The organism is Sporolactobacillus caesalpiniae (assembly GCF_040513385.1).
In the GTDB taxonomy this organism is placed as follows: Bacteria; Bacillota; Bacilli; order Bacillales; family Sporolactobacillaceae; genus Sporolactobacillus.
In genome coordinates this window covers 21,763-43,189 of sequence record NZ_JBEVCB010000008.1, presented here as the reverse complement: position 1 = coordinate 43,189, position 21,427 = coordinate 21,763, and the positions used below count along the sequence as shown (strand labels likewise).

Annotated in this window: 15 protein-coding genes and 2 pseudogenes; 6 read left to right on the top strand and 11 right to left on the bottom strand. The window is 46.5% G+C overall.

Features of this window, described 5'->3' with window-relative positions:
- Nucleotides 1–13: 13 nt before the first annotated feature.
- The 5 genes from ABWW58_RS15875 to ABWW58_RS15855 form a co-directional block, all read right to left on the bottom strand.
- Nucleotides 14–1,471, bottom strand: coding sequence for an NCS1 family nucleobase:cation symporter-1 (locus tag ABWW58_RS15875; protein WP_353870053.1), 1,458 nt, complete (start codon nt 1,469–1,471; stop codon nt 14–16).
- Nucleotides 1,472–2,493: 1,022 nt separating this feature from the next.
- The gene (gene allB / locus ABWW58_RS15870) at nt 2,494–3,846 is read right to left on the bottom strand and encodes an allantoinase AllB (RefSeq protein WP_353870052.1); all 1,353 of its coding nucleotides are present in this window, start codon (nt 3,844–3,846) and stop codon (nt 2,494–2,496) included.
- A gap of 42 nt (nt 3,847–3,888) precedes the next feature.
- The gene (pucG, locus tag ABWW58_RS15865; RefSeq protein WP_353870051.1) at nt 3,889–5,133 is read right to left on the bottom strand and encodes a (S)-ureidoglycine--glyoxylate transaminase; all 1,245 of its coding nucleotides are present in this window, start codon (nt 5,131–5,133) and stop codon (nt 3,889–3,891) included.
- A gap of 29 nt (nt 5,134–5,162) precedes the next feature.
- On the bottom strand, nt 5,163–6,404 hold the full coding sequence (allC, locus tag ABWW58_RS15860) for an allantoate deiminase (protein WP_353870050.1): 1,242 nt from the start codon (nt 6,402–6,404) through the stop codon (nt 5,163–5,165).
- A gap of 132 nt (nt 6,405–6,536) precedes the next feature.
- Nucleotides 6,537–8,198: a PucR family transcriptional regulator gene (locus ABWW58_RS15855; RefSeq protein WP_353870049.1), complete on the bottom strand. Its 1,662-nt coding sequence runs from the start codon at nt 8,196–8,198 to the stop codon at nt 6,537–6,539.
- A 469-nt stretch (nt 8,199–8,667) separates the two neighbouring features.
- Between ABWW58_RS15855 and ABWW58_RS15850 the strand changes: the two genes are divergently transcribed.
- The 3 genes from ABWW58_RS15850 to ABWW58_RS15840 all read left to right on the top strand — a co-directional run bounded on the left by ABWW58_RS15850 (nt 8,668) and on the right by ABWW58_RS15840 (nt 11,414).
- Nucleotides 8,668–9,708, top strand: coding sequence for a Rieske 2Fe-2S domain-containing protein (locus ABWW58_RS15850; RefSeq protein WP_353870048.1), 1,041 nt, complete (start codon nt 8,668–8,670; stop codon nt 9,706–9,708).
- A gap of 43 nt (nt 9,709–9,751) precedes the next feature.
- A complete protein-coding gene (locus ABWW58_RS15845) occupies nt 9,752–10,009 on the top strand; it encodes a ferredoxin (protein ID WP_353870047.1) in 258 nt (85 codons plus the stop codon).
- Nucleotides 10,010–10,076: 67 nt separating this feature from the next.
- On the top strand, nt 10,077–11,414 hold the full coding sequence (locus ABWW58_RS15840; RefSeq protein WP_353870046.1) for a nucleobase:cation symporter-2 family protein: 1,338 nt from the start codon (nt 10,077–10,079) through the stop codon (nt 11,412–11,414).
- Between the two features lie 77 nt (nt 11,415–11,491).
- On the opposite strand, the gene uraH is transcribed toward ABWW58_RS15840, so the two are convergent.
- The 3 genes from uraH to ABWW58_RS15825 all read right to left on the bottom strand — a co-directional run bounded on the left by uraH (nt 11,492) and on the right by ABWW58_RS15825 (nt 13,609).
- The gene (uraH, locus tag ABWW58_RS15835; protein ID WP_353870045.1) at nt 11,492–11,842 is read right to left on the bottom strand and encodes a hydroxyisourate hydrolase; all 351 of its coding nucleotides are present in this window, start codon (nt 11,840–11,842) and stop codon (nt 11,492–11,494) included.
- Between the two features lie 64 nt (nt 11,843–11,906).
- Nucleotides 11,907–12,407, bottom strand: coding sequence for a 2-oxo-4-hydroxy-4-carboxy-5-ureidoimidazoline decarboxylase (gene uraD, locus ABWW58_RS15830; RefSeq protein ID WP_353870044.1), 501 nt, complete (start codon nt 12,405–12,407; stop codon nt 11,907–11,909).
- Nucleotides 12,404–13,609 carry an amidase gene (locus tag ABWW58_RS15825; protein ID WP_353870043.1) on the bottom strand — a complete coding sequence of 402 codons (1,206 nt, stop codon included), beginning with the start codon at nt 13,607–13,609 and terminating at the stop codon, nt 12,404–12,406. The genes uraD and ABWW58_RS15825 overlap by 4 nt, the downstream gene beginning before the upstream one ends.
- Before the next feature lie 310 nt (nt 13,610–13,919).
- Between ABWW58_RS15825 and ABWW58_RS15820 the strand changes: the two genes are divergently transcribed.
- Nucleotides 13,920–15,356, top strand: coding sequence for an NAD(P)-binding domain-containing protein (locus ABWW58_RS15820; protein ID WP_353870042.1), 1,437 nt, complete (start codon nt 13,920–13,922; stop codon nt 15,354–15,356).
- 652 nt (nt 15,357–16,008) lie between these two features.
- Here ABWW58_RS15820 and ABWW58_RS15815 read toward each other — a convergent pair.
- Nucleotides 16,009–17,478: pseudogene (locus ABWW58_RS15815) on the bottom strand (glycoside hydrolase family 32 protein).
- A 305-nt stretch (nt 17,479–17,783) separates the two neighbouring features.
- On the opposite strand from ABWW58_RS15815, the gene ABWW58_RS15810 reads away from it, so the two are divergent.
- Both ABWW58_RS15810 and ABWW58_RS15805 read left to right on the top strand, forming a co-directional pair.
- The gene (locus ABWW58_RS15810) at nt 17,784–18,779 is read left to right on the top strand and encodes an ATP-binding cassette domain-containing protein (RefSeq protein WP_353870041.1); all 996 of its coding nucleotides are present in this window, start codon (nt 17,784–17,786) and stop codon (nt 18,777–18,779) included.
- On the top strand, nt 18,776–19,597 hold the full coding sequence (locus ABWW58_RS15805; protein ID WP_353870040.1) for an ABC transporter permease: 822 nt from the start codon (nt 18,776–18,778) through the stop codon (nt 19,595–19,597). Before ABWW58_RS15810 ends, ABWW58_RS15805 begins: the two co-directional genes overlap by 4 nt.
- Before the next feature lie 48 nt (nt 19,598–19,645).
- Here the strand turns inward: ABWW58_RS15805 and ABWW58_RS17190 are convergent, their stop codons facing one another.
- Nucleotides 19,646–19,855, bottom strand: a complete 210-nt coding sequence (locus tag ABWW58_RS17190) for a hypothetical protein (protein ID WP_510770844.1) — start codon at nt 19,853–19,855, stop codon at nt 19,646–19,648.
- A gap of 93 nt (nt 19,856–19,948) precedes the next feature.
- A pseudogene (locus tag ABWW58_RS15795) lies at nt 19,949–21,306 on the bottom strand (alpha-glucosidase); the annotation flags it as partial.
- Nucleotides 21,307–21,427: the final 121 nt, after the last annotated feature.

The window sequence follows — 21,427 nt, the reverse complement described above, 5'->3', positions numbered from 1 at the left end:
GGAATTCTTTACCTTACTCCGCTCCAGAAAATTCAGCACCTGCGGCAACTTGTTCGCTGCGCATCATAACACCATATACAGCCCCGGTAATGAGCACACCGATCGGCCATGAGAACGCGGCGACAGCTGAAAATACGGGAATGAGTGCCAGAGGAACCGTAATGATGATTCCCACAATAAATGCGACGAACGCTTTTACATGATATCCGTTCTTATACCAATAGTCACCCTGCTTCTCTTCATACAACGCTTGCACATTGATCTTACCGCGCTTAATTAAATAATAGTCGACAATAATAATGGCGAAGATCGGTCCGAGAAAAGCGCCGAGTCCGCCGAGGAAATAGTTGACGGCAACCGGATTGCTGTAAACTTGCCACGGCATGACAACGATTGAGAGAATCGATGTGATCATCGCTCCGCGGCGAAAATTGATATGCTTAGGTGCCAGATTGGCAAAGTCATAGGCTGGAGATACAAGATTAGCGACGATATTCACTCCCATTGTGGCAATAATAAAGACGATTGCGCCCACAACAAGGAAAAACGGATTGCTCACACGCTGAATGAGGAGAACCGGATCCGTGATCGCTTTTCCAAATACAGTAATGGTTCCGGCTGTCACAACAACAGATGCTAGTGAAAAGGCGGTAAAGTTAACGGGCAGCCCCCAGAAATTGCCGCGTTTCGTCGTCTTCACCGAAGGCGAAAAGCGAGTAAAGTCACTGACATTCAGAATGATTGTTGAGAAATAAGCGATAACAAGTGAAATCGCACTAAAAAATTGAATCACGGCCTGTCCCGATGAAATTTTTACCGGACTGATACCGATATTTATTTTTCCACCTGCCTTAATCGCAATCCAAACGATTAAGATCAGCATCATCAGATAAACAACCGGACCACAGAAGTTATCAAATTTACGTATGAATTCCATACCATAATTAAATACAACGAACTGCAGCAGCCAAAGGAAAAGAAAACCGATCCATCCGGGAAGCGAAAGTCCGAGGAATGTGTAGCCCATCATCGATTTCATGTCCGGAAAGATAAGCAAAAGGATTGCGACAACGGCAACGGATGAAAGGTACGTCTGAATTCCATACCAAAAGATGGCGATGAATCCGCGAATCAATGCAGGCACGTTCCCGCCGAATACACCGAATGAAATGCGCGACAGAACCGGATAAGGCACACCAAGTTTGGTTCCAGCAACACCGGTCATATTCGCAAGGTACATGACAGCAAAAGCGCCAATGATTTCGGCAACCAGGACTTCCCAGCCGGTCAATCCAAGAAAAAATAAGCCAGCGGCAAAAGTATAGGTACCGATACTGTGCACATCAGACATCCACATCGACAATAAGCTGTAGGTCGTCCAGCGTCTTTCCTTGGCGGGAGCCAGATCTTCGTTATACAGACGTGAACTCGGTTCCGTGATCGTCCCTTTAAAAATTTCATGTGAACCCATACGTATGCCCTCCATTACCCAGAATATTTAGATATTAGCAAACAAGTTGACGAACGCATCATCAGCCAACCCTTCTTCGCGCGCCTAATCCTTTTTAAAAAGACGAGCAAAGAATGTTTCTTTAAATCACAAATAATGTTAAAAAATATTACAAATATTATATTAAAATGCATTCCAATGTTTGTCATTAGCCATAATGAATAAAAAAGTAATTCTTCTTTGTACTCATTCACCTATTCCCTTTAAATCATGTCATATTTCATGACACGATAAAGCAGTAGAAAAACCGAGCAAAAGCGCCCGGTCCTTACTTCCGCAGGATGTGATGACTTTCGCGTTGCATACAGGACATATGCAATGGAAAGCTCCTCTGCTGTTTGCGGAAGTTCCTTACACTTAGCGCAAGTTCTTCTATTGTTAGCGAAAGCCCATTTGCTCCAAATGCGGTTTTGAATCATCAACCTTGTGCGTGAGCAGACATTTCTAATTCACACTGGTAGGAAAGTTTAAGAAAACATTTAAAGGAAACGAGTGTAAGCGGTCCGAAAAAACGCCGCGTCCTGCGGCTCACCGGACACTAGGCCGTCCATGGCCGTCGCAACTAAGTCTTCGCCTTCGCCAGGGGCTTGGCGAAGCCAAGTTTTCTAATAAATCATTTGGATCCTTAATTAAGTAACGTAAAATAAGCGGAGATTTTCCGCTTATTTGCATCATGGCGCTTGTTTCACAGGCAAATAAGGGTAATTTTTCCGGTTATGCATAGAAAAATCCATCATTTTCACGTTTTTCGATTCGATAAGCGGAATTTCTCCGTCTATTTAAGCAATTTTTTCATTCATTCTCTAGTTAAACGGAATTTTTCCGCTTATTTCTCAGATTGGGCGCTTACCTGATCGCCCACACCCGAATCTTATGACCTTATCGTCGTACCGGCAAGGCAAAATCTGATATTTTCTTAAGCTGTAAAAAGACCGTGCACAGTTGATACACGGTCCATTCATTATTTATAGGAGTTTATACGGTTACTTTTCGGTGCCAAGCCATTTTCCGGCAGCCGCACCATTGATGCCATCTGTTTTAGAAAAGACAACCGTCCCCCGATTAATCGTCGTCTGTATGCTTGAAGGGAAAACATGGCCCTCGTACAGGCTGAATTTATTTTTCTGATAGAGTTTGTCTTTGGTCACCTGTTCAGGGACATCCAGCGCAACAATCGCAAGATCCGCATCGGCACCTTCGCGGATTTCTCCCTTTCGTGACGTAAGCCGGAAGCGTTCTGCCGGAAGCTTCGCCGTCCAATCCGCCACTTTAGTAAGCGGGAGATGGTGGGCTAAAGCGATCTCAATCGCGCTTACTAGCGAAAATTGACCACCGCTAATCCCGCCCCATGCAGAAAATATACTGTCTGTTTGTTTGTCTTTCCACTCGCATGGCGAATGGTCTGAAGAGAGCATGTCAATCCGTCCCCGAATCAGAAGATCGACTAAGCCGCTCCGTTCCGTTTCTGCACGAAGTGGAGGCGCGCATTTACCCACAACGCCGATCCTGCGAAAATCCTCATGACTGTAAAGTAAATAGTGCGGGCAGGTTTCTAGTGTAACATCCTGCCCTCTCTTTTTAGCGGCTTGAATCAACGCAACAGCCTCGACCGTACTGATATGAACAAAATGCAGTGGACAGCCGGTCACCTCAGCATATGTTAATGCTCGCGAAACTGCCTCAGTTTCCGCTTGGACCGGTCGGGATTCCGCATAGTCATCATATCCTGTTAACCCGCTACCTTCTTTTTCCTTTTGAAGAAACGTGACGAGCGGTGCACTTTCTGAATGAAGCGCGAGCACCGATCCGGTTTTCGCAATGCGTTTCATTCCTTCAAGAAGCGACTCATCATCAACAGAGTGAAAATAGGGGTTTCCTGACGGAGATAAAAAGGCTTTAAATCCAATTGCGCCTGCTTCGGCCAGATCAACTAAGTCATCCAGATTCTCCGGGACAAGTCCGCCCCAAAGGCCAAAATCAATATGTGACTTTGCTTCACCAATCGCCACTTTATCAACAAACGCCTCTTTAGTAACCGTTGATGGAACACCATTAAGCGGCATATCAAAAAAAGTGGTGCAGCCGCCCGCGGCAAGCATCGCCGATCCGGTTTCGAAGCCTTCCCAATTCTCTCGGCCGGGCTCATCGAAATGAACATGAACATCAATCATTCCGGGAAAAATCGTTTTTCCTTCGGCATCAATGATCTGCTTTGCCTGCTCGCTCAGTGATTCGCCAAGATATGCAATTTTTCCATTTAAAACGCCGACATTGAGCCGTTTCACTTCATTCGAAAGCACAACATCACCATTTTTGATCAGCAAATCATAAGGCACAGCCTTCATCTCCCTTAAAATGAAAACAATCCGAACTGTTATTTAATCCGCCGCCCCATCATAAACATCCATCGCCGCCTGCAGCCCTTCTCCGCGATTGACGGAGACACCGCAACGAATCAACGAAGCTTCCAAGCCGGCAAGAACCGTGAGCACATTATCTTTGCGGCAGCCGTAGCCCATTGTACCGATTCGCCAAATCTTCCCTTGAAGAGAGCCGAATGAACCGGCAATTTCAATACCAAATTGATTCAACAATACATTTCGTACCTCATCTGCATTCGCGCCTTCAGGAACCGACACGCAGGTGACTGTCGGCATTTTGCAATCCGGATCTCCGAACAAGTCAAGTCCCATGGCTTCAATGCCTGCCGCCAGCGCTTTTTCATTTAATTTGTGCCGAGCAAAACGCTTCGCCAGCCCTTCATCCAAAACAATCCGCAACCCCTCATGCAGCGCGTATTCCATTGATGTCGCCTCAGTATGATGATTCAGCCTGCGTTCGCTCCAATAGTCCTGAAGCTGACTCAAGTCAAAATAATTGCTTCGGATCGGCCTGACGGCAGCTGCCTGTTTGTCTGAATCCGTCGCAATTCCACGCTCAACCTTCTTCCTGCTCAAAATAACGCGTTCCACTCGTTCGTTGTATGTGATCGGCGTAATTCCCGAGGGAACTGAGAGACATTTTTGCGCGCCGCCGATCACAGCGTCAAGGCACCATTCATCAGCGCGGACATCGGCACCGCCGAACGTCGCCACACTATCGACGACGAGCAGCGCATTCAATTCTCGGCATGCATGGCCGATTTCAGACAGAGGCTGCATCCGTCCGGTTGACGTTTCCCCGTGTACAAGCGCCACAACTTTTGGCTGTACCTTTTTAATTTCATCAATAACATCCTGCGGATCAAAAACCGTTCCCCACGGGCAAGTCATCGTATGAATTTCCGCACCGTAACGCTCGCCAATTTCAACAAACAAGTCGCCAAAACGACCATAGATCGGGACAAGCATCCGATCCCCCGGTTCTATGAGACTAGCAATGACCGCCTCAAGTCCGGCCCGCGAGGTTCCATCAATCGGATAAGCCCACTGGTTTTTTGTTTGAAAAGCCTCGCGCAGCATAGCCATTACTTCGTTCATGACCTGCGTAAACGCCGGATCGAACTGCCCGAGAATCGGCATCGACATCGCGCGCAGTACGCGCGGATCGACCTCAACCGGTCCCGGAGTCATAATTTTACGCGGAGGTACTTTTAGCATGCGTTGTTCCATCGTTGTTTCCATAGTTCCACTCTTTTCCGCAAGTAAATGATTTAATAAGCCATTTCACGCAAAATTTTCATCAGCATACGTACACCGGTTTCCAAATCTTCCAGCTTCGTAAATTCCTTAGGCGAATGACTGATGCCATTGTGACTGGGTACAAACATCATCGCCGTTGGGCAGTAGGTGCCGAAGATCTGCGAATCATGGCCCGCGCCGCTCACCATTGTCTTAAATGGAATGCCTGCCTTCCGCGCAAGCGACACATGGCGCTGTGTCATGGCCGGATCCATCTTCACCGGCGCATCATCAAGCCATGTTTTACTATCCAGATCAACAGCCTCTTTTTCCGCAATCACCCGGAAATTCTCAAGCTCTTGCGTGCAGAAATCATGGAGAACCTCATATTCATGATGACGGACATCAAGTGCAAACGTGCAACCGCCTGGAATAACGTTCCCGACATTAGGCTGGATGCTTATCTGGCCCACCGTAGCCACAAGTCCGTTGTTCTGCTCTTTCGCGTGACTAATGACATCGGAAATCATTTGCGATGCGGCGTACAGAGCATCCCGGCGACCGGTCATAGGCGTCGTTCCTGCATGGTTGCTCTCTCCGGAAAGGTGAATAATCATGCGTTTCATTCCAACAATGTGACTGACCGGCGCCCACGCCAAATGCTCGTGCTCCAAGATCTGCCCCTGCTCGATATGCGTTTCCAAAAAACAGGCGATATCCTCGCGTCTTGCCGCCGGATATTTGCCTTGACCGAATCCCATTAGGCGCATGGCAGTCTCAAGGGTTACGCCCTGTCCATCCGTCACTGTAGTGGCGTCGTTCAATTGATAGCGTCCGGTGATCGATCCGGATCCCCAAAAGGCTAAGTGAAAGCGACTGCCTTCTTCTTCGCAAAGCGCGACAGTCTCGATTGTTTTTTTGGGCGCGCCATATTCTTGCTTCAGTCTGCTGACCGCAATCATCGCCGCAAGTACACCAAAGGCTCCGTCATATTTTCCTCCGTCAACAACTGTATCAATATGCGATCCTGTAAGAATCACACGATCACGTTCTTCTGTTCCTTCCACTCTTCCAAAAACATTACCGACGTCATCAAAACGAGCGGAAAACCCCATTTCTTCCATTTTTTTCTTTACAGCGGTCTGCGCTTTCAGCCACGAATCGCTATAAAGCAAGCGCGTTACACCGCCATTGTCGGTTCGTCCAATCTGCCCTAACCAATTGATTCGTTCAGCGATCTCTTCCGTTAACGGCGCTGAGGTTCGAAAAGCCATCTGACGAGCCCTCTTTCTATGTGAAGTTACGTAACATGTATCGAACAGCTTCATTTTAGCAAATTTTTAAAATGCGACCATTGACACAATCTCTATTTTTTTCATCAAAGTTCAGTTAAACTGCACAATTACTCATTGCGAGTAATCCATTTCATTTGATTCATCAAGGAGCGATTTTAAGCGAAACGCGAAACGAATCAAGAAACCCGTCTCAGGATCCTTCAAATCCGTACCGAGAAGCTGTTCGCATTTATCAATTCTGTAGATAACGGTGTTCCGATGAATAAATAATTTCTTAGCCGTCTCGGATATCTGGCAATTCGACTCAAAAAAGACAATGAGCGTATGGAATAGTTCCTTATCTTCTTCCCTCTCTGGAAACGCCAACCCTTGAAACGTTTCACGATACAGCTTGTTCAAATCATCCAATGGCACCATGCGCAACAGGTCGGAAAAACCTTTGGAATGATAGATTTGAATAAATTTGCGACGTCCGGAACGCAAGCCCGACTGCAACGCATCGACCGCTGACTGATACGCCCGCGACAAGTCGGAGAGATCAACACAAAGATTACTAAATCCGAAAGAAATAGTTTCAGAAAAAAATTGTTCCACTCGTTTCTGAACTCTGCTCAGGTAAGGCAAGAGCCGCCGCGGACCATCGACCCATCCTTCCCCTACGGCAAACAAGCAAATACAGAAACTATCTTTCACAAAAAAGTAGCCGTTAAAAGGCAAATTTTCCATTTCTCCTTCGATAAAATCACTTACATCATTTGTCTTCATTCTGAATTTTGTAAAGCTGATCTGGCTGTCATCAATATCGAGTTTCCCAACCGCAAGGATTGTTTTTTGTTCACTCAGCATACCGAATTCCTTCGCCCGGCTAACCATCTCTTCCTTTGAAGAAAATTCATCTGTGATTAATTTCAGGAAAAAGGCGTCGCGTATCTTTCGGTCACTTTGCTTTAGTGCTTCATCCTTGATCAATTCAAAAGCAAGAACGTTTGCTGCCTGCTCAATAGTCAAAACCATGATTCGTTCTTCCTGTGAGATGAATCCCCCTATAATCAAAAAATGACGCTTTGTTTTATAGGTATAAAGAGGGAAAAGTGTATACGCCTGATGTGATTCTCTCAAACAAAAAGCGGAATACGAGCTGCTCATCTGTGCAAGAAAAGAACCCGCTTGCTTTAATGGTGCAAACAATTCCTGTCCGGATCCATCTGTTTCTTGACCTGTCACCGCAATGGGTTTGAAATAATTGTCAAGAAGAGCAGCTGGGTATCCAATTAAATTCGAAAGGCTATTCAAAAGCCGCACGATTCCTTCACCATTCATGATGTGGTTGGAAAACTGTTGGTGCGTGTCAATCGCAAATTGCAGTTCCTGCGTGCGTGCATGAAGAATCAAGGTCAATGTCTGGTTCACAATATCAACAAGTGGGATACTATTCGGAATAAAAATTAGTGGAAATGATAGCTGGTTCGCAATCCGAATCACTTCATCGGGGATATCATCGATAAACCGTTTGGTTTTGATCCCCAGTGCGGCACATCCCTTTCCTGCCATCTGCTGAACGAGTTTTTTGAAAAACTCGGTATTGTTTTTCAAATGATAGCCTGAGGTAACCAGCCAGTCACCTGGTTTCAGGTAGTCAATGATATCCGGAGCGTCCATCATATTAATATTGCGAATCTCTCGATCAGACCCTTCATCGCCTGCAATGATTCTGAATCCAGAAAAGATTGGTTGAGAAAAAATATCCGAGACATTCATCCATCGTTCCCCCATTTTTCACGAACTACTTCCTGCTCTTAGTGAACCATTTTTCGAATGTTTTGTCGATTGATCCAGCCATTTTCCATCCCCGATATCTGTTAACCCACCTGTACCAACTTGAATCGTAAAAAAGGTTTTAAATCAAAAAGGGCTGGCTCCTTTAAGCAGCCAGCCAGAATGAGGCTGACCACCATTGGGTACCTTGCCGAGCACAACGGTATCATTAACGTGGAGATGAACCTGTGATCTATTTAAGTAATAATCGGCATTCAACGGTTCCATTTCATAATATTATAATGATAAAAAACGCATCGTTTAAATGTTCATATTTTTGTCACATTATCCAAAGGAACAACTTGTCCATGAGCTTAATCTACAAAAAAAGCAATTTTTTGTAAGAATTTCTAACATAACAATGTAGATTTCACCGAATTTATTATAAGATTTCTGAGAATTGAATATTTTGGGAGGGACAATCGCTATGGAAATTGTAAATACCAAAAGGAGCATACCCTATCCAACAGAGTGCACATTCAGCGTGGAGGACTGGACCGTCCTTGCTCAATACTGGTATCCCGTGGCAAAAAGCGAAGAAATCACGGACAAACCGCTAGCGGTCAAGCTGCTTGATGTCGAACTGGTTGCTTATCGTGCCAATGGCAAACCAGTAGTTGCCCGTGATCTCTGCATCCACCGCGGAACACCGCTGAGCATGGGATGGGTTGAAAATGATAACATTGTTTGCCCCTATCACGGATTCAGTTATGCCTCCGATGGACAGTGCGTTTCAATCCCCGCTCACCCGGAAGCAAAGATTTCGCCACGTCTCTGCCTGACGGTCTTTTCAACTGTCGAGCGATACGGGTTGGTCTGGACAACTTTAACTGGTACAGAAGAAAAGATTCCTCCGCTTCCAGTATGGCAGAATTCCGACTATGTTTCATTCATTGCACCAGTCGTCGACATTAACGGCTCGGCAGGAAGGCAAGTTGAAGGTTTTCTGGATGTCGCCCACTTCGCCTGGGTGCACACAGATACGTTTGCTGATCGTAATAACGCTTTTGTTCCAAGCTACAAAGTGACCCGTACAGATGATGGCTTGCACACCGACTATCTGAGCTCCGTCAGCAACTATCCGAAAGGCGTGGAGGATCCGTCACCTGCCGACTTCAAATGGCTGAGGGAATATGATATCTATCCGCCGCTTGCAGCCAGGCTGGTCGTCCATTTTCCAGACGACAAACTGCTCTGGATCCTGAACGCCGTCTGTCCGATCTCCGCGCGGAAAACGCGGCTCTTCTGTCCGATCTCTCAAAATTTTGATAAAGATCTATCAATCGAGGATGCCTGTGCATTCAACTTGAAAATTTTCAATGAAGACAAAGAAATGGTCGAGAATCAGAAACCGGAAGAGCTGCCTCTCGATCTTATGGCTGAAGCACATATTATGGCAGACAAGACATCGATTGCCTATCGCAAGCTGCTCAAAGAAATGGGACTCGGCAAGCACTATACCAGTTAAACAGAAGCTTTTTAAATTGTTGCAAAAGGAGGTGGAACGAGCTATGAAATATGTAATCGTTGACAAAGATACCTGCATTGCGTGTGGTGCCTGCGGGTGCGCGGCACCTGACATCTTCGGCTATGATGATGATGGCACCTCACGCGTTCTTCTTGATGGCAACCAGGGAACCACCGAGATTCCAGATGAACGTCTTGATGATGTTGTTGATGCCTTCGAAGGCTGTCCGTCCGAATCCATAAAAATGAGCGACCACCCCTTTAACGGCAATCCCTTAAAGGAAGAAAATGAGGCAAGCTGAGATGACTCACTTGGCGTTATCTCTTTATTATATAGAAACAAAAGATTATAGAATGGGAGTGTGAAAAATGGATTCACTACAAAAACCCGGAAAAATTTTATCTCTTGGCATTCAGCACATGCTGGCAATGTATGGTGGAGCTGTTATCGTTCCTTTAATTGTCGGGGGTGCGGTCGGCCTGACAGGCGCTGAGCTTGCTTTGCTTGTTTCTATTGACCTTGCAGCATGTGGTGTCGCCACATTGCTTCAAGCCTGGAAAAACCGCTATTTCGGTATTGGACTGCCGATCGTGATGGGGTGTACCTTTACTGCTGTTTCACCAATGATCATCATCGGAAAATCGTATGGGATGCCCGGAATTTGCGGCGCGATCCTGGTTGCCGGACTAGTAGTCCTAATTCTTTCCACCTTCTTTGGGAAAATCGTTTATCTTTTCCCGCCGGTCGTTGTCGGCACAGTTGTCATGATTATCGGTATTACGCTGATTCCGGTTGCCATCAACAATTTAGGCGGCGGTGTCGGCGCCAAAGGATTCGGAAGTCCACAAAATCTGGGTCTTGGGTTCGGCGTACTCGCGCTGATCATCATTTTGAATCGTTTTTTCAAAGGATTCCTGCGCACCCTTTCTATTCTGCTCAGCATTGTCATTGGCACCATTGCTGCCTCTTTTATGGGCATGGTCGATTTTTCATCGCTAGGCAGCGCCGGTTGGTTCAGCCTAATCAAGCCATTCAGTTTCGGCGCACCAACTTTTCACATTGATGCGATCATTACCATGTCGATCGTTGGCATTGTCAGCATGATCGAAACAACTGGCGTATATCTGGCGCTCAGCGAAATCTGCGAGCAGCCGATCGATGAGAAAGCAATGGAGCACGGGTATCGCGCCGAAGGATTGGCTATTCTCGTTGGCGGGCTGTTTAACGCCTTCCCTTATACAACATTCTCGCAGAACGTCGGCCTCGTCCAAATGACTGGTGTCAAAACCCGCAAGGTTGCTATTGTTTGCGGGATCGCATTGATTGTTCTTGGTTTGATTCCAAAAATCGGCGCTTTAACCGTGTTGATTCCAAACGCTGTGATCGGCGGCGCGACACTCGCTATGTTCGGGATGGTCATCGCTTCCGGTGTCCGAATGCTCAGCAAAGTTGACTTCGCACGCCAGGAAAATCTGCTGATTGTGGCCTGCTCCATCGGTGTTGGACTTGGTGTTACAGTCCAGCCTGAGCTGTTCGCAAAGTTTCCGAGTCTCGTGCAGATTCTCACAAATAACGGTATTGTTTCCGGAAGTCTTACCGCCCTTATTTTAAATATAATATTTAATGTCGGCCGCCACACGACCGAAGAAAAAGTTACTGATCTGTCGAAGCAGATGATCGCTGAGACAAGTGCTACGAAATCCTAATTTATTCTTTGATATTCTTTCATAGAACGAACAAAAGAAGCCCGGAAAATTCGCCGAGCTTCTTTATTTTTGACTGATTAACTTCCTCTATAAACCTGATAACCATATGGAGACACGAGTAAAGGAACATGGTAATTCTCACTGGGCAACGCAACAACGAACCGGACCGTGATGATGTCCAGAAATTGCGTGCCATGGGCACGTTCCGCCAGCTTGAAATAGTCGCCAATATGCGCATGCAATTCGTAAGTTCCCTTGTGAAAAGCTGGTTCAGTGAGCAGCGGGGCATCCAACCTGCCATCCTGATTTGTCGCTCTGCTCTTTAAAAATATTGTCGATTCTCCATCCACTTCGTACACATCAATCCGGACGTTTGCTGCAGGTCTGCCTTTTGTCAAATCCAAAATATGTGTCGTCAGTTGCCCCATGAACATCCCCTCGTTTGTTTTAATCGCATTATCCGTTTTCGACCATTAATATTTCCCGCAACACTTATTTATCTTCTTGCAGCAGATCATCCAATCGAAACCTGGCGATCTTCATGATTTCGCCGATTGCCGTTTCAAATTCAGCTATTCTGGTATTGTTCAATCGACTTTTCATTGCGGCATAAATTTCTGGTTTTGTCTTACCTCGGACAGCCATAATGAACGCGAAATCAAATGCTTTTTCATAGTCTGAATTTAATTTCGAGAAGGCGGCTGCTTCCTCTTCTTCCATATTCCGAAGCCCTGCCTTCTGCTGTTCGCCGTTTGAACGAGTCGTCATCTTCCCAGCAGATCCAAGTCGGGGGTGGGCATTGATTAACGCCGCTTTTTGTTCATGTGTGGCGGTTTTGACTGTGGCAGACATCGCCTCGAACAGTTTATCAATAGATGAAAACGGCTTTTTGCCGACTAAGTCTGCGACAATCCACGGTGAGTGCTCAAAAATTCCGTCAAGCAGCTTAACAAACGTCTCGGTGTCCGCAGTATTCAATGTATCAAGCCTCATTCGGCATCCCCCAATTGTCTATGTGAACCGCCATATTCGCTTAACAGCTTCTCCACAAACGCCAGCAGCTGCCGATCTGTGCTATCACCGGAAATTAAAGAAAGCCCAAGCGGCCGACCTTGGTCCATGACTGGAATAGTGATCTGCGGTAAGCCTGATACTCCGGCAATACACGTCAGCTTCATGGTTTGTGCGCGCACATTTTCACTCTCCTCAAACGATGCGCCGCGTTCTGGAGCCGATCCATAAGTAGTCGGAAGGATTAGCAAGCTTTCTGATCCAAGAAGATTTCTCATCGCTTGTCTGAACTGCTTTTTGATTTGAGCGGCGTGTTCATAAGCATCATCGCGTTTCATATTCGAGGCTGCTTCAAATCTTCCGGCAATATCCCTGCCGAATTTAGGATGATTTGCTTCAATCCACCGGCCATGCACTTGCCAAGCTTCAATGCCCTGAATAATTTGAAAAGTCCTGACGAGCTCCTGCAGAGATGAGAAAGGCAAGCGGCAGTGCTTAAAGGCATTGTTTGGGAAAAACCGAGAAACGGCTTGTTTTAACGTTGCTTCGTCTTTTTCAGAAGGAATCAGGTTCCATGCTTCCTCAAGCAGGTAAAAATTGCTGTAGGTTGACACCTTCTGATCGGGAAGCAGACATTTGCCAACCTTCGTCAGAACATCTGCCTTCTGCGCCATCCAGCCAACCGTATCAAAGCTCGGTGCAAGCGGGATCACCCCGTCCAGTGGAATTACGCCGTGGGTCGGGCGAATCCCGAAAAGTCCGCAATACGACGATGGAATGCGAACGGATCCGCCGGTATCGGTACCCATGGCAAAATCGGTCAATCCTGCTGCTGCAGCAACAGCCGACCCGCTTGACGAGCCTCCTGAGAAAGACTCAGGAAGTCGCGGATTTATGGTCGGCGGATAGTGACTATTGTCTCCTTTTAAACTGTACATCAGCTCATCTGTCACAGTGACACCGCGAAGCATTGCCCCGTTCACAAGCAATCGGTCAACCGCCCAAGCATGCATCTCCGCGGCTAGGTGTGTCCGCTGCCAATCCGGATTCCCGGCACTATTGACATGTCCTTTTAAAGCAAAGGCATCTTTGAGGGCAAAATTCATATCATCAAGAAGTCCTTTACCGGAAGGTCCAACATTCATCTGATCCTGGATAAAGGCACCGAATCGATCCTGCTCCATTTTCTGACCACCACATTTTTATCATAATTTTTCGAAAATAAATCATCTGCTTTGATCTTTCACCCTTACCTATTACAAGATTAACTCAAATCAACCCATGAAGTCATGTGTAAATAGTCCAAAAAAGGATCCTGTTTTTTGGATGAATTGTTTTGCACAGCCGATTCGACTGCCCTCATCATCTTTTCTAGTGAAAGTGAATAAATGAAATAAGAAAATTTAGACATAGTGTAATTGATCTGCATGGTAGAAAATAATACTATGAATATAAATGATGTAATAAAACTTCACATCAAGGAGTTGTGCGGCGATGAGTCTGGAAGCGTTGAACGAACGAGTGAAACAAGATCTATCTTATCTTGTCTTTGACAGTCCGGATTGGGTTCGTCCGGTCAGCCATCCCGATGGCCATGTCTATGACGCAGTAATTGTCGGCGGCGGGCAGTGCGGATTAGGAATCGCATTCGGCCTTCTGCGTGAACGAATTTCCAATATTCTGGTCATTGATGAAAACGAGGAAGGCTTGGAGGGGCCTTGGACGACTTACGCCCGTATGGTCACATTAAGAACACCAAAACAGCTGACCCCTCTAGATTTTGGAATTCCCTCACTGACTGTTCGCTCCTGGTGGGAGGCTCAGTTTGGCGGGAAAAGCTGGGAGGCTATTGAAAAAATTCCGCGCGGTGATTGGATGAATTATTTACGTTGGTACCGTAAAGTGCTCAGCCTCCCGGTCCTGAACAAAGTCAAATTGAATTTAATCGAACCTTCTGAAGAAGGCATTTATCATCTAAAAGTCGAAGGAGACGGGACGCTGTCCGACACGCTGCTCGCCCGTAAAGTGATCCTTGCAACAGGCATTCAAGGCGGCGGAAATTGGTATATTCCGCCGATGATCACGGAAAAGTTGCCACGGAATCTCTACGCACACACTTCTGAAATGATTGATTTCGACCGACTCAAGGAAAAGAGAATCGCCATTTTAGGCGGGGGTGCCTCCGCCTTTGATAACGCTAACTATGCTCTAGAAAAAGGAGCGTCGGAGGTACATGTCTTCGTCAGGCGCAAAGAACTGCCTCGTGTCAATCCAATCCGCCAGTTAGAGCCTTCCGGTCTGATTGAGCATTTTCATATGCTGGACGATGCGGAAAAATATGCGGTAATGGCTCATTTTTTCAAGTTGAATCAGCCGCCGACCAATGACATGTTCGCACGCGCGTCCTCGTGGTCGGGATTCCAGCTTCATCTCGGATCACCATGGCTTGATGTTGCAGAATCTGGTAACACTGCAACAGTAACAACAGATCAAGATATTTTCAGTTTTGATTTTCTGATCATCAGTACTGGTCTTCGTACGGATCCAGCTCTTCGTCCGGAACTGAGACTTATCGAAAGCCATATCGCCCGCTGGAGCGATCGATACAGCGCTCCGGAAGAACTGAAGAATCCTATTCTCGACGCACATCCTTACCTAAGTCCCGGTTTTTCGTTTTTAAGCCGCGATGAAGAGGGCAAAAAACTGCTTCATGGCGTTTATGCCTTCAACTATTCGGCGATGATCAGCTGCGGACTCTCCGCATCTGCACTTTCCGGAATGAAGTACAGTTTGCCAAAAATAGCGCAAGCTGTAGCCAATGAGCTTTTTCTTGATGACCATCATGAACATTTGAAAAGCTATTTTACTTATAATGAGCCTGAATTCGCTGGGACTGCAGATCTGAAACAGCCCCCGCAAGCAGCACAATAATACTTAAGCTGCTTGTGGAAAAAGCAGATCGTAGGCACGGATTCAGTGCCATCATTTTAACAAGCTTAGATAAACCGGGCAAAGAGCGTCCGGTCCTTACTTCCGCATGATGCGGTGACTTTCGCGTCGCATACAGGACATATGCGTTATTAGCGAAAGTTCTTCTATTGCTAGTGAAGGTTCCTTACATCGGTGTAAAATAAGCGGAATTTTTCCGGTTATTCGCATCATGGCGCTTGTTTCACAGGTACATAAGGGTAATTATTCCGCTTATGCACAGCAAAACCCTCCATTTTCATGTTTTTCGATTCGATAAGCGGAATTTCTCCGCTTATTTAAGCGATTTTTTCATTTATTTTCTAATTAAACGGAATTTTTCCGTTTATTTCTCAGATTGGGCGCTTACCTGATCGCCAACCGAATCTTATGACCTTATCGTCGTACCGGCAAGGCAAAACGCTATACTTTCTTAAATTCAATGTGAGAAAAAGGTGACTCAACTGCTAGTCGCCTTTTTTTGCGTGCCGTTATCGATCTATCTGGCACCTCAGAAAAGTCTATCAATCGTTTTGCTCGTTTTATTTTGTGTTTTGAAATTTTTTATCAGGCGGCTCCGCAATGTTGTCGAGCATTTTGCAGCATCTATTAATCATTAGTCTTCTTTCCAAACATCTTTGAGTTTCCAAGAATGCATGTTTTGCACGGTTAATCGCCCACCGCGAGCAAATAACTGCACGCCCTGATTTTGTTCTCTCGGATAGATTCTGCTGGTCATGACTTTCTCGCCATCATTCACAAATATTTCCACTGAGGAACGATCCAAATAGATTCTGAATTTGAGAGAATCATGCTCAGGGAGTTTGGTACGCCGCGTGCCGCCTGGTCCGGCACCGCTTTTTGATCGGTCAAGTGTCAGGACTCGACTCGCAGTTTCATACTGAAGTACAGTCCCCTCTGTTTCGCCGCAGCGTAGCTTAATGCCAAGCTGATCAGCATCCGATTTTTTGAGATCAAAGAGTATCTCAAGCTCCATGAGTTCTTCGTTTAGTTGATGGAATGAACGGCTTTCTGATATCAGCAGCTCACTTTCACGGATAAGCTTTCTTTTACGGAGCTGGACTAATTCAGACACCGGAGTCATGCGGATTTTACCATTCTCACCGAGATGCAGTTCACGCGGCAAGGTCAGTGCACCTGCCCATCCCTCAGTTTGTTCGGGCATAGTTGACTCCCACATGTCCATCCAACCGATTACGATCCGCCGTCCGGAATCATCTTGAAAGGATTGAACCGCATAAAAGTCGTGACCATGATCTAGCTCAGTAAATGCCCCGTAATTAAATCGAATGGACTCATAATCAAATTCCCCAACAAAGTAGCCGGTTTGATGCAAATTTTGATATAGATCACCATCCGATTCAATGCCTTGTGGCGAAATCATGAGTATATGCTTACCACCAAGCTCAAAGAAATCCGGGCATTCCCACATATAACCCAATTTCCCGTCACTCTGTGCGAGGACACCGAGATAGGTCCAATTTATCAGATTGCTCGAACGATACAAGACTACTTATCCAATATGATCCTTACATGTCCCGGCAATTAAATAGAAATATCTGTCCCGCCGCCACACCTTTGGGTCGCGAAAATCACCAGATCCTTCTTTAGGATGTGCAGCGATGATCGGATTTTCCGTAGCTTTTTTAAAATTGATACCATCCCTGCTCACGGCAAGACATTGAACCTGGTCGGAGCTCTTTTTTGCAGCGTCTGCATAGCGATGCCCCGTGTAGATTAAGCACAGCTCGCCATCTTTTTCAATAGCGCTCCCAGAGAAACAGCCGTCACGATCAAAGGAATCACCGGGAACAAGTGCAATCGGGTAGTGCTTCCAATGGACGAGATCACGACTTGCGACATGGCCCCAATGCATCGGTCCCCATTCAACACCATTTGGATAATGCTGAAAAAAGACATGATACATGCCCTTGTATTGTACAAGTCCATTGGGATCATTAATCCAGCCAGATGGTGCCATGATATGATAGCCTAGCCGCCATCTCCCATTTCCCCGCACTTCCCGATTCTCCTGTCCATCCACATCATGACGATCAAATAACATAATCACACTCCATTCGTTTCAATAAATAGATACTTACTATCATAAGTATTGTCATTCGGTTGACAATATTGAATACATTGTTACTCATATAAGTATGCACGCGTGTATCAGATATCGCCAGCACATTTTGCATTTACCAATAATTTTCTATTAGAAAAATACCCGAACCTGTTCCTATAAGCGTTTAGATTCGCTTTTATCCAAAAAATTTCATACAATTGACACATATTTACGTTTTTCATGAATTTAGTGACACTTAGGAGTTGTGCTTTCACGAGTTGCTCGCTAAAAATCGGAGGAGAAAGATGAACAACGACTTGGACACTCACCATCAGCCGCTCGCTGTTAAAGCGACCGGCTTAGTCAAACGTTTTGGAAAACACCGCGCCGTCGACGGCATCAATTTAGCTATTCCACAAGGAACGGTCTATGGGTTTCTTGGTCCAAACGGTGCCGGAAAAACGACAACGATGAAAATGCTGGCCACCTTACTGAAGCCTGACGAAGGCAGCGCCCAAATCATGGGTCACGATTTGCTAAAAGAACCGGACGCCGTGCGTACATGTGTCAGTCTCACGGGGCAGTTCGCTTCGGTTGATGAAGACCTGAACGGAATCGAAAATTTGATTCTGATCGCGCGGCTGATGGGTTACCCTTCACGATCCGCGAAAAAAAGAGCGTCTGAACTCCTGGATGCATTCGGTTTACAAGACGCCGCAAAAAGACAGGTCAAAAAATATTCAGGCGGCATGAGGCGGCGTCTGGACATTGCGGCTAGCATGATTGTACGACCCGATCTGCTTTTCTTGGACGAGCCGACAACTGGTTTGGATCCGCGCAGCCGCAATCAAATCTGGGATATTGTGCGCGCACTCGTCACGACAGGTACAACCGTGCTGCTGACCACGCAGTATCTGGATGAAGCCGATCAACTTGCTGACCGGATCGCTGTCATCGATCATGGGAAAATTATCGCAGAAGGAACGAGCGGTGAACTCAAAGCTTCCATCGGATCCGGCGTGCTTCACGTTCGGCTTCTTGATCCATCGACGCGTGCCCAGGCGCAGCAGCTTCTCTCAGATGCGCTCAAAACAAAGGTGCGTCTGTCCTCAGATTCTGCCACACTTTCTGCGCAGCTTACAGGGACAAAGGCCGCATCAAAAGCACTCGCCGCGCTCGATGCGAATCAGCTTGAAGTCAGTGAGTTCTCGCTCGGTCAGCCGAGCCTCGATGAAGTGTTCCTAACGTTAACTGGTAAACCGGCAGAAAATGAAACGCAGAAAAAAGGTGCGAAGTCATGAGTGAAGAGCAGAATATGGCTAAAATGCGTGCCGCACTGGTTGAGCAAGTACGTCCGCCGCGTCCAAACGGAATTGCGACATCGCTCACCTTCGCTTGGCGCGCACTGTTGAAAATAAAATACGTACCGGAGCAGCTGCTCGACGTCACTTTTTTCCCAGTAATGTTTACGCTAATGTTTACCTATTTATTCGGTGGCGCGCTCGCTGGATCAACAAGCGAGTATTTGCAGTTCTTGATACCCGGCATTCTGGTACAGACGGTCATCTTTACCACGGTATATACCGGTGTTTCTCTGAATGATGATGTCTCCAAAGGAACATTCGACCGTTTTCGATCACTTCCCATTTGGAGCCCGTCGCCCTTGGTCGGCGCACTTATCGCAGATGCAGTACGTTATACCATTGCTTCAATTATTGTCATCGTCTTGGGGCTGATTCTTGGATTCCGACCGACGGGAAGTATTCTTGAGATCGTCGCAAGTATCGTTCTTGTGCTGATCTTTGCGTTCAGCCTCTCTTGGATTTTCACAGTAATCGGGCTCATCCTACAAACATCGAAAGCGGTGATGGGCATCAGCATGACATTTCTATTTCCGGTCACGTTTGCCAGCAATATTTTTGTTGATCCGGCGACGATGCCCGGCTGGCTGCGCGCGGCGGTCAACGCCAATCCGGTGTCGATGCTGACCACCGCCATCCGCGGTTTAATGGGCGGTCGCGCTGCAGTTGCCGAAATCATCTGGGTACTCATTGCCTCGGCAGTACTGATTCTCATATTTTCACCAGTCACCATGTATCTTTATCGAAACAAGCGATAATGAAGCAGCACAAAGGATGCGAAGCCGTTTTTCAGCTCGCATCCTTTTTTACTTAACAAGATAAACGCGTGCTTCATATGGGTGTAATCGAATCCCATCATTCGTATCGGGCAGACGTTTTGGAACATTGCTGAGCATTATTTTTTTATCCGTGATCGGAAGCAGTTGTTCCGGCGCGGCAAAATCTGTTTGCTGGTTGCTGAAATTGAGGATCATCAAAAGTTCCTCTTGACCATAGGTTCGCGTGAATGCCCACACTTTTTCATGGTTCGGTTCAAGCAACGTGTAATCGCCATGAATTAATGCCTGACTATTTTTCCTGAGATGAATCAATTTTTGATAAAAATAATAAACCGAGTCCGGATTGCGAAGCGCTCTTTTCGCGTTAATTTGTAAATAGTTGGGATTAACGCCAAGCCATGGCTGATGCTCGGAAAAACCAGCGTTCAGACTGTCGTCCCAGTGCATCGGAGTTCTGCTATTATCGCGGCTGAATCGCCAGACGGCTTCGAGCGCCTCACGTTCGGAATACCCTTCGCGAATGGCCGACTCATATTGACTGATTGACCAAATGTCTTGATAGTCTTTTATTGACGGAAAACGGACGTTGGTTATGCCAAGTTCTTCTCCTTGATAAACGTAAGGCGTCCCCTTGAGCAGCATATAAAAGTGGCGAGCAGCTTAGCCGGTACCGGTCCGACAGCATCATCACCAAGAAAATTGTTCATTGACCTTGGCGAGTCATGATTCTCAAGATAGAGCGCGACCCATCCGGTTTGATTCACCTGATTCTGACTTTTCGTCACAACTTTTTTTAGGTCCGTGAGCGACCAGGAAATGGGTTCGTACCATTTGTCCTGAGGACCAAACGCCATTCGGACATGATCGAATTCAATCAGCATTGTAAATACACCGTCCGGACCGGTAAAGTGTTCAAATTCTTCAGGGCGTATACCCGGAGCCTCGGCGACAGTGAAAATATCATAATGGACAAAGGTATGGTCCTTCAGTTCATGAAGATAATCGAGTAATCCGGGTTGATTCAACGTTGCGTCGCCAATAGCAGCCAGACCGTCGGCAGAATCAGCAGGCAGATCGGTGAACTGTTCCGGTTTTTTGATGTATGTGATCGCGTCAAGGCGAAATCCGCCGACGCCTTTGTGCAGCCAGAAGTTAATCATTTTATAGATAGCCGCTCGGACCTCTGAATTTGCCCAGTTTAAGTCGGGCTGCTCCTGAGCAAAGGTATGAAGATAATATTGTCCGGTCTTCGTATCCAGAGTCCATGATGAGCCTCCGAACTCCGATCGCCAATTCGTCGGTGCAGCACCATCCGGCTTAGGGTCTCGCCAAATATACCAATCCCGTTTCGGGTTTGTTCGGCTGCTTCTTGATTGAAGAAACCAAGGATGCGCGCTTGAAGAATGGTTTAAGACGAGATCCATAACGATGCGAATGCCGCGTATCTTTGCCTCGTGAATCAATTCCTCCATATCGTCCATCGTTCCGAACGTTGGATCAATTGCTTCGTAGTCTGAAATATCATAACCGTTGTCAACCATCGGCGAACGATAAACCGGATTAAGCCAAATCGCTTCAATCCCCAGTTTCTGCAGATAGTCCAGTTTTTCTGTCACGCCTTTAATGTCGCCAAACCCATCATTATTTGTATCTTTGAAACTCTTCGGATAGACCTGATAAACAACCATCTGTTTCCACCATTCATTTTCTCCCACCTTTGACGCCTCCTGCCTCACAAACTCTTTATAGTATATTAATTATATCAAAAGGAAAGAGATTCGTTTAACTACACCGTTGCCTGGCACAAGC